This is a genomic window from Parvibaculum sp. (assembly GCF_049671045.1).
Taxonomy (GTDB): Bacteria; Pseudomonadota; Alphaproteobacteria; order Parvibaculales; family Parvibaculaceae; genus Parvibaculum.
In genome coordinates, this window is the sequence record NZ_JBATUH010000105.1 from 19,327 (window position 1) to 28,680 (window position 9,354).

At 65.5% G+C, this 9,354-nt stretch carries 10 protein-coding genes; 5 read left to right on the top strand and 5 right to left on the bottom strand.

Annotated features, from left to right (window positions below; all coding sequences use genetic code 11):
- Position 1: 1 nt before the first annotated feature.
- Both WBG82_RS11965 and pdxH read right to left on the bottom strand, forming a co-directional pair.
- Positions 2-904 (bottom strand): cation diffusion facilitator family transporter, encoded by a 903-nt coding sequence (locus WBG82_RS11965; RefSeq protein WP_424424752.1) that lies wholly within the window; start codon positions 902-904, stop codon positions 2-4.
- 13 nt (positions 905-917) lie between these two features.
- A complete protein-coding gene (gene pdxH, locus WBG82_RS11970) occupies positions 918-1,553 on the bottom strand; it encodes a pyridoxamine 5'-phosphate oxidase (protein WP_424424753.1) in 636 nt (211 codons plus the stop codon).
- A gap of 227 nt (positions 1,554-1,780) precedes the next feature.
- Between pdxH and WBG82_RS11975 the strand changes: the two genes are divergently transcribed.
- The 5 genes from WBG82_RS11975 (at position 1,781) to aroC (ending at position 6,018) form a co-directional block, all read left to right on the top strand.
- Positions 1,781-2,191, top strand: coding sequence for an RT0821/Lpp0805 family surface protein (locus WBG82_RS11975; protein ID WP_324297038.1), 411 nt, complete (start codon positions 1,781-1,783; stop codon positions 2,189-2,191).
- Between the two features lie 16 nt (positions 2,192-2,207).
- Positions 2,208-2,915 (top strand): tetratricopeptide repeat protein, encoded by a 708-nt coding sequence (locus tag WBG82_RS11980; protein WP_424424754.1) that lies wholly within the window; start codon positions 2,208-2,210, stop codon positions 2,913-2,915.
- 83 nt (positions 2,916-2,998) lie between these two features.
- Positions 2,999-3,940 carry a DnaJ C-terminal domain-containing protein gene (locus tag WBG82_RS11985; RefSeq protein ID WP_424424755.1) on the top strand — a complete coding sequence of 314 codons (942 nt, stop codon included), beginning with the start codon at positions 2,999-3,001 and terminating at the stop codon, positions 3,938-3,940.
- A 142-nt stretch (positions 3,941-4,082) separates the two neighbouring features.
- Positions 4,083-4,925: an enoyl-ACP reductase FabI gene (fabI, locus tag WBG82_RS11990; protein ID WP_424424756.1), complete on the top strand. Its 843-nt coding sequence runs from the start codon at positions 4,083-4,085 to the stop codon at positions 4,923-4,925.
- Positions 4,926-4,932: 7 nt separating this feature from the next.
- Positions 4,933-6,018, top strand: a complete 1,086-nt coding sequence (aroC, locus tag WBG82_RS11995) for a chorismate synthase (RefSeq protein ID WP_424424757.1) — start codon at positions 4,933-4,935, stop codon at positions 6,016-6,018.
- Between the two features lie 6 nt (positions 6,019-6,024).
- Here aroC and WBG82_RS12000 read toward each other — a convergent pair whose 3' ends face one another.
- From WBG82_RS12000 to WBG82_RS12010, 3 genes are all read right to left on the bottom strand, one after another.
- The gene (locus WBG82_RS12000; protein WP_424424758.1) at positions 6,025-7,641 is read right to left on the bottom strand and encodes an FMN-binding glutamate synthase family protein; all 1,617 of its coding nucleotides are present in this window, start codon (positions 7,639-7,641) and stop codon (positions 6,025-6,027) included.
- Positions 7,641-8,687 (bottom strand): class I SAM-dependent methyltransferase, encoded by a 1,047-nt coding sequence (locus WBG82_RS12005; RefSeq protein ID WP_424424759.1) that lies wholly within the window; start codon positions 8,685-8,687, stop codon positions 7,641-7,643. The genes WBG82_RS12000 and WBG82_RS12005 overlap by 1 nt, the downstream gene beginning before the upstream one ends.
- A 4-nt stretch (positions 8,688-8,691) precedes the next feature.
- On the bottom strand, positions 8,692-9,354 hold a 663-nt coding region (locus WBG82_RS12010), incomplete at its 5' end, for a class I SAM-dependent RNA methyltransferase (protein WP_424424760.1).

Consider the following 9,354-nt stretch of genomic DNA (forward strand, 5'->3'; position numbering starts at 1 on the left):
TTCAGACGCGCTGGAGCCGCGTCAGTTCTTCAAGACCTGCCGGGTCCTGATGGATGATGACTTCCGCATCGGGGAAGGCTTCCAGTATGCGCGCCTCGACATCGTCGGAAATCCGGTGGGCGCTCAGCAGCGAGATCGCGCTGTCGAGTTCCAGATGAAACTGGATGAAGGTCCGCACGCCCGAGGCGCGGGTTCTGAGATCGTGAATGTTGATCGCTTCCGGGTGGGAGAGCGCGATGGCCTTGATGCGCTCACGCTCGGTTTCGGAAAGCTCGCGATCCATGAGCTGATGATAGGCGGTGAGCACGATCTGCGTCGCGGAGTAGCCGATCAGCAAGGCGATGCAGAGGCCGAAGGCGGCGTCGGCCCAATGTATGCCGAAATATCCGGACAGGATGAGAGCGGCGACGACGGCTAGATTCATGAAGAGGTCACCGCGATAATGGATCGAATCCGCCTCGATGGCGAGCGAACGGGTGCGCGCGACGACATGGCGCTGAAAGGCGACGAGCGCCAGCGTGATGAAGATCGCGATGACCGTCACGACGATACCGGCGAGGGAATGCTCGACCGGCATGGGATAGATGAAGCGCGAGATCGCCTCGAACACGATGTATCCGGCGGAGGCGAAAATGAAGATCGACTGGCCGAGCCCCGCCAGCGCCTCCGCCTTGCCATGGCCGAAGCGATGCGCGTCATCGGCGGGCGTCAGCGCATGGCGAACGGCGATGAGGTTGATGAGCGAGGCCGCGCCATCGAGAAGGGAATCGAACAGCGTGCCGAGCATCGCCACCGATCCCGTGATGTAGACGGCGACGCTCTTCATCAGGATGAGCGTGATGGCTGTCGCGACCGCCGCATGGGTCGCAAGGCGCATCAACCGCGCATTCTGGTTCTGCTCCATCTCTCCTTACACCTCACGGAAAAAGCTTCGAGGTGCGCCACTCTCCATCCGGCGTGTCGCGCTCATAGATGAGACGGTCGTGCAGCCGGAACGGGCGGTCGCGCCAGAACTCGATCCGCAGCGGCGCGATGCGAAAGCCGGACCAGTGCGGCGGACGCGGCACCTTGCCAAGACCGAACTTCGCGGCGTAGCGCGCAACCTCGCGCTCGAGCTCGAACCGCGTTTCGAGCGGACGGGACTGCCGCGACGCCCAGGCGCCGATCTGGCTGTCGCGGTGGCGGGAGGCGAAATAGGCGTCCGCCTCCTCCGCGCTGACCGGGCTCACAGGCCCGCGGACGCGCACCTGACGCCTGAGCGACTTCCAGTGGAAGCAAAGCGCCGCGCGCGGATTTTCCGCAAGTTCACGGCCCTTCACGCTTTCGAGATTCGTGTAGAAGACGAACCCCCTCTCATCCGCCCCCTTGAGCAGCACCATTCTCACATCGGGAAAACCCGAGGCGTCGGCGGTTGCGAGCGCGACACCGTTCGGATCGTTCAACTCGCTGGCTTTCGCCAATTCGAGCCAGTCATGAAAAAGGCGAAACGGATCGCCCGAAGCGGCCCATTGGGCGACCTCGTCCTTTTCCTTGGATTCAGGGTGATCGGTCACGCAAAACTCCGGAGAATCTGACTAATCGGTATCAATCGCAGGCGTTGCCAGCCGCCTTCGTTTCCCGCCACAATCGAGTCCTATATAATGGCTCAACTGGGGTTTGTCCTGCCCGGTTCCAAGGGGCGGCCGGCGCAGGCTTGAAAACAGGGTCGATCAAGATGAAATTGTTCAAAGCTTTGGCAATCGGCGTTCTCGCATTTTCGCTGGTCGGGTGCCAACAAGGCATGGGCCCCAAGCAGGGTGTTGGCACGGTCGGCGGTGCGGTGCTGGGCGGCCTTGCGGGTTCGGCCGTCGGCAGCGGCACGGGCCGCCTCTGGGCGACCGGCGCGGGCGTGCTTCTCGGCGCGCTGGTCGGCAGCGAGATCGGCAAGTCGCTCGATCGCGCCGACCGTCAGTACATGGCGGAACGCACACAATATGCGCTTGAAAGCGCGCCTTCGGGCCAGACGGTGGAATGGCGCAATCCGGATTCGGGCCATTACGGCACGGTTGTTCCGCAGCGCGCCTATCAGGATCAGGGCACCTATTGCCGCGAATACACGCAGACCGTGAATATCGGCGGCAAGACCGAGCGCGCCTATGGCACAGCCTGCCGCCAGCCTGACGGTTCCTGGCAGATCGTCAGCAACCAGTAAGCCGGACCTGGCGGGGATGACCCTTTTTCGATCCGGGTTCGTGCCCGCCTTGACCTGCCTTTGCCTGATCGCGCTGGCGGCCGCGCTCTCTTCGGGCGCGGCGACAGCCGAAGCGGCTCCCGTGCAGACGTTGCAGCAGCCCGGCGAGGCGGTGCCGCCGCCAAGCGAGCGCTTCAAGGAAGGTGTCGCCGCCTATGAAAGCGGCGACTATTCCCGCGCCTTCGAGATATGGCTCCCTCTTGCGCAAAACGGCGATCTCGCGGCGATGCGCAATGTCGGCCTCCTGCTCCGCAAGGGGCTCGGCACGAAGCGCGATCCGGCGCGCGCCCTCTGGTTTTATGAGGAGGCCGGACAAAAGGGCTTCGGGCTCGCGCAACTCAATGCGGCTTTCATGCATCTCAACGGCGATGGCGTGCCCAGGAACCTCGAAGCGGCTGCCTTCTGGTTCCATGCGGCCGCCCTCTCGGGCAACCCGATCGCGCAATACAATCTCGCGGTGATGTATGAGCGCGGCTCCGGCGTCGACAAGGATATAGCGCGCGCGCTCGGCTGGTATGCGCTGGCGGCCCGCTCCGGCAGCGAACTCGCGCTTGACCGGCTCGGCGTGCTGGTGCCGAGCCTTACCGGCCCCAAGGCGCCGAAGCCCGCCGACGCGGTCGCCGAAAAGACCGCTCCCGCCCCGCCGCCCGCTGAATTCGAGCAACCCGCCGCCGAGACGCGGTGAACCAGTGGCCTTTGCCTTGAACGGTTAACGAATTCGTATCGGCGGCGGCCTATCCTCGGCTTTCCGGTTTCAGGAGCGAGCGCTTGCGCGACCCTTACGAAATTCTCGGCCTTGCGCCCGATGCGGGCGCGGCGGAAATCAAATCCGCCTATCGGCGGCTGGCAAAGACCTATCACCCCGACGCCCATGCGAAGGGGAACGATGCGCATGCGCAATCGCGCTTCCAGGAAGTGACGGCCGCCTACAACCTCCTGAAGGATGCGGGCGCTCGCGCGCGCTTCGATCAGGAGCGCCAGCAGCGGGCACGTGGAGCACGCAAGGAGCAGGCGGCGAGGCAAGGCGCATTCGAGGAAGCCCCCTTCGCGCGCGCGGCCCGCAAGACGGCACGCCGCTTCGACAACGATGCGGCGAGCGCCGAGCCGACGGGAACCAGGGAGGAAATCTTCTCGGAGCTCTTCGAGGGCATCCGCAGCGCCGGCAAGCGGGTGTTCCGCGCCCGTGGCGAGGATCGGACCTATCGCCTCGCCGTTTCCTTTCTCGAAGCCGCATGCGGCGCGAGGAAGCGAGTGGCGCTCGCAAGCGGCAAGACGCTCGATGTGCAGATTCCCGCCGGCATCGAGGATGGCCGCCAGATCAGGCTGCGCGGACAGGGCGGCGAGGGACATGGAGGCGCGGCCGCGGGCGACGCGCTCGTCACCGTTTCGGTCGAGCCGCATCCGCAATTCGAGCGGCGCGGGCTCGATATTCTGCTGCGCTGCCCGGTTTCGCTTCCCGAAGCGGTTCTGGGCGCGAGAATCGAGGTTCCGACGATCCACGGGCCGGTGACGCTCTCGGTGCCCAAGGGCTCGAACAGCGGCACGCGGCTCCGCCTCAAGGGCAAGGGCATCGCGCCGGAGGGGACGGAGCCCGGCGACCAGTATGTAACGCTCGAACTCGCGCTCCCCGAGCCGCAGGACGATGCGCTTCGTGACTTTGCGGCCGGATGGGCTGCGGGGCTTGCCCACAAGCCGCGCCAGGAGCCATAGGCACGCCGGACGCAAGCTATTGACAACGCGGCGAAATCGGGCGCGACACGGGCCCATGTCCCGGCTTTTTGGTGGACCGTTACGGCCTATTGTGTAGGATGCGCGCGACTTTCGAGGCTAAAGCGAACGAGACGAGGACGCGATGAGCGACGCCATCACCGAGACACAATCCGCCAGAACCGGCGGTGGCCTGATGGCCGGAAAGCGGGGCCTCATCATGGGCGTCGCCAACAACCGCTCGATCGCCTGGGGCATCGCCAAGGCCTGCGCCGATCAGGGCGCCGAGATCGCCTTCACCTATCAGGGCGAGGCGCTGCAGAAGCGCGTCATGCCGCTCGCCGAGTCGGTGGGGTCAAAACATATCCTGCCCTGCGACGTCACCGATGCGGCGAGCATGGATGCCGTCTTCGAGACGCTGAAGCGCGACTGGGGCAAGATCGACTTCTTCGTCCACGCCATCGCCTATTCCAACAAGGAAGAACTCGACGGCCGCTATGTCGACACCACGCTCGACAATTTCACCGCGAGCATGGCGATCTCCTGCTATTCCTTCGTCGCGCTCTGCCAGCGCGCCGAGAAGCTGATGACGGATGGCGGCTCGATCGTGACGCTCACCTATTACGGCTCGGAGAAGGTGATCCCGCATTACAACGTCATGGGCGTGGCGAAGGCCGCGCTCGAGGCGAGCGTGCGCTATCTCGCCGTCGATCTCGGCCGCAACAATATCCGCGTCAACGCCGTCTCGGCCGGGCCGATCAAGACGCTTGCCGCCTCCGGCATCGGCGATTTCCGCTACATCCTGAAGTGGAACGAACTCAACTCGCCGCTGAAGCGCACTGTCACGATCGAGGAAGTCGGCAACACCGCGCTCTACCTCCTCTCCGATCTCGGCTCGGGCGTCACCGGCGAAGTGCATCATGTGGACGCGGGCTATCACGTCGTCGGCATGAAGGCCGAGGACGCGCCCGACATCAGCATCGTCTGAAGGCTCCATGTCCTACAACACCTTCGGCACACTCTTCCGCGTCACCACCTGGGGCGAAAGCCACGGGCCGGCGCTCGGCTGCGTGGTCGACGGAACGCCGCCACGCATTCCGCTGAAGGCGGAGGACATCCAGTTCTATCTCGACCGGCGCAAGCCCGGCCAGTCGCGCTTCACGACGCAGCGCCGCGAGCCCGACGAGGTGAAAATCCTCTCCGGCACGTTTCAGGACGACGAGACGGGCGGCGAGGTGACGACCGGCACGCCGATCTCGCTCATGATCGAGAATGTCGATCAGCGCTCCAAGGACTATGGCGACATCAGGGACAAGTTCCGTCCCGGCCATGCCGACTTCACCTATATGGCGAAATACGGCATTCGCGACTATCGCGGCGGCGGGCGCTCATCCGCCCGCGAAACGGCGGCGCGCGTCGCCGCGGGCGCCATCGCGCGGAAAATCCTCGACGGCGTGACGATCCGCGGCGCGCTGGTGCAGATGGGGCCGCACAGGATCGACCGCGCCAACTGGAACTGGGACGAGACGGAGAACAATCCCTTCTGGTGCCCCGACGCGAAGGCGGCGGCGAATTGGGAAGACTATCTCGACGGCGTGCGCAAGGCGGGCTCGTCCTGCGGCGCCGTGATCGAGATCGTCGCCTCAGGCGTGCCGGCGGGGCTCGGCGCGCCCATCTATGGGAAGCTCGACGCCGATCTTGCGGCGGCGCTCATGAGCATCAACGCGGTCAAGGGCGTCGAGATCGGCGACGGCTTCGCGTCGGCCGCGCTCTCGGGCGAGGAAAACGCCGATGAAATCCGCATAGGCAATGAAGGCCCCTATTTCACCTCGAACCATGCAGGCGGAATTCTGGGCGGCATCTCGTCGGGCCAAGACATCGTCGCGCGCTTCGCGGTGAAGCCCACTTCCTCGATCCTCCAGCCCCGCAGGACGATCACGAAGGCGGGCGAGGAAACCGAGATCGTGACCAAGGGCCGCCACGACCCTTGCGTCGGCATCCGCGCCGTTCCGGTGGGCGAGGCGATGGTCGCCTGCGTGCTCGCCGACCATCTGCTGCGTCATCGCGGCCAGATCGGCTAAGCGTGCTCAAAGGCGGGCGGGATCGAAACTGTCCGCCCGCGCCATGCGCCAGCTCTCGCGGAAGAACTCGCTTCCCGCCTCGCTATCGAGCAACTCTCCCGGCCGCGCGAAATAATGGATCTGCGAGAAGAGCCTGATCTCGGTGTTGCTGGTGCGCCGCGCGAGATGATGCGGCCCGAGCTGGTCCGGATGTTCGAGCCCCGCCGAAGCGAGAATTTCGGCCAGCGCCCGAACCGTGTTGCGGTGATAGTTGAAGACGCGCTCGGCCTTGTCCGGCACATAGAGCGCACGCTGGCGCAGCGGGTCCTGCGTCGCGACGCCTGTCGGACAGCGATTTGTGTGGCAGCTCCGCGACTGGATGCAGCCGATGGCGAACATGAAAGCGCGCGCGGCATTGACCCAGTCGGCGCCGATCGCAAGCGTGCTCGCCACATCGAAGGCGCTCACCACCTTGCCCGCCGCGCCGATCTTGATGCGGTCGCGCAAGCCGGCGCCGACAAGCACGTTGTGAACGAAGAGCAGCCCCTCGCGCATCGGCACGCCGATATGATCGGTGAATTCGACGGGCGCGGCACCCGTTCCCCCCTCGGCGCCGTCCACCACGATGAAATCGGGAAGGATGCCGGTTTCGAGCATCGCCTTGACGATCCCCATGAACTCCCAGGGATGGCCGAGGCAGAGCTTGAAGCCGACGGGCTTGCCGCCTGAAAGCTCGCGCAGGCGGGCGATGAACTGCATCATCTCGACCGGCGTCGAGAAAGCGGAATGGCGCGCGGGCGACACGCATTCCTTGCCCTCCTCGACGCCGCGCGTCAGCGCGATCTCGGCAGAGACCTTGCCCTTGGGCAAAATGCCGCCATGGCCGGGTTTCGCGCCCTGGCTGAGCTTGATCTCGATCATCTTCACTTGCGGAGATTGCGCCTCGCGCGCGAACCGCTCGGGGTCGAACCGGCCGTCCCGCGTGCGGCAGCCGAAATAGCCGCTGCCGATTTCCCAGATGAGATCGCCGCCAAATTCGCGGTGATAGGGGCTGATACCGCCTTCGCCCGTGTCATGCGCGAAACCGCCCATCTTCGCGCCCTTGTTGAGCGCGCGAATGGCATTGGCGCTCAGGGCGCCGAAGCTCATCGCCGAAATATTGAAGACCGAAGCCGAATAGGGCTCGGTGCATTGCGGCCCGCCGATCGTGATGCGGAAACGCGCCGGATCGACATCGAGCGCCGGGCGCGAGGAATGGCCGATGAATTCATAGCCATTGCCGTAAACGTCGAGAAGCGTGCCGAAGGGGCTTTCGCTCACCGTATCCTTCGCGCGCTGATAGACGAGCGAGCGCTGCGCGCGCGAATAGGGCAGCTTGTCGTCATCGCCTTCGAGAAGATACTGGCGGATCTCCGGCCTGATCTCCTCCACGAGATAGCGGATATTGCCGATGATGGGATAGTTGCGTCGGACCGCGTGCCGCCGCTGCGCGAGATCGTAAATTCCAAGAAGCGAAAGCGCGCCCGCAAGCAGCGTCAACGGCCAGAGCCAGCCCGCCGACGAAAGAAACGGAAACGTCAGCAGCGTGATGAATATGCAGAGACCGAAAACCGTGTAGCGCGCCAATAGGCTTCCGAGTGTCATCAGCCGCCCCCCTTGCTGAAGCACATGATCTTCGAGAGAAAGGCCCGTTCCACGCTCTCAAGCGCCAGCCCCTCGCGCGCGAAAAGCGCAGCGAAATCCTCCGACAGGTAAGAGCTGAAATAGGGTTCGTGGAAACCGATGGGGAAGAATTCGAGCAGCCCGTCATAGTCGGGCCGGTCGCCCGTCTGCAGCGCATCGATGACGATGGCGACGCCGCCGGGCTTCAGCACCCGCGCGATCTCGCGCGCGACGACGGGCCGGATGGCGGGCGGTAATTCATGGAAGAGATAGATGCAGGTGACGGCGTCCTGCGACGCCGCATCGGCGGGCATGGCTTCGGCATTGGCTTCAACGATGGATGCCGACCGCCGCCGCGCGAGCCGCTTGCGAGCCTCCGCCACATAGGCGGGCGAGAGATCGAGACCCGTCACATTGAGGCGGGGATAGTTCGCCGCCACCTCTTCGAGAAAGCGGCCCGTGCCGCAAGCGACATCGAGCAGACGAAGCTCGCGCTGATCGCGGCCCTTGAAATGCGCGGCGAGCGGCACCAGCGCCTGCCTGCGCATCGCATCGGCGGTGCCGGAAAAGAGCACCTCGACCTGCGTGTCGTAGAGCCTCGCCGATTCCTCCGAAAACCAGCCGCCAGTCTGATAGTGGAAATTCTGGAGATAGTAGCGCGGATAGCGGCCGCGCAATTCCTCGGTGAGAACTTCCGAATGACGGCGCGAGAGACGGCGCTCATCGACCTTGCGCGCGTCCCTGAAAAAAAGCCGGCTCGCGGCGATCGCTCTCGACGGCGGAAGCAGGCCCTCCGGCGCGCGGTAGAGCCCCGCCTCGATGTTCCTCCAGTCGCGCTCGAAGAGATCGCGCATGCCGGCCGCGATGGCGCGCCAGCCCGGCACCCTGCCCTTGACTGAAACTGGCTCCTCGCCCGGCGGCACGAGCGGCCCGCGCATGCGGCTGAGCGCGAGATAGTGGCCCGCATACCAGGCGACGCGCGCGCCCTGCCCTACGCCATAGCCGATGAGCGAAAGCGGGCCTGCCATGTCTTCACTCCCTTCGGAACAGACCGACGAGTTCAATATGGGGCGACCAGAGGAATTGGTCCACCGGCGTTACGCGCGAAAGCCTGTAGCCGCCATCGACGAGGAGGCGCGCATCCCGCGCGAAAGTGGCCGGATTGCAGGAGACGGCGACTATGAGCGGCACGGAGGAACGCGCGAGCATCTCCGCCTGCGCGGCGGCACCCGCCCGTGGCGGATCGAAGACGACGGCATCGACCTTTTCGAGGTCGGATGGGACCATCGGGCGGCGGAAAAGATCGCGGGCGAGAAGCGCGACGGGCTTGAGGCCAAGCGCCGGCCCCTGTGCCCGCAGGGCGCGGTCGAGCGCCGCGAGTTGCACCTTCTCGCCCTCGACGGCGAGAACGGCGGCGCGCCTTGCAAGCGCGGCGGTGAAGGTGCCGCAACCGGCAAAGAGATCGGCGACGCGCTTTGCCTCGCCCACCGCTTCGAGGACGAGGCGGACGAGCGCCGCCTCGCCTTCGGCCGTCGCCTGAAGGAAGGCGCCGGGCGGCGGCGTCACGCGAAGACCGGAAAGCGTCACCTGGGGCGCGCGGCGCTCGGCGATGAGTTCGTCGTTCCAGGCGAGGCGCGCGAGGTCGATGGCGGCGGCGCGCCGCGCAAGCTCGGCGCGAAGCGGGCCGTCGATCTC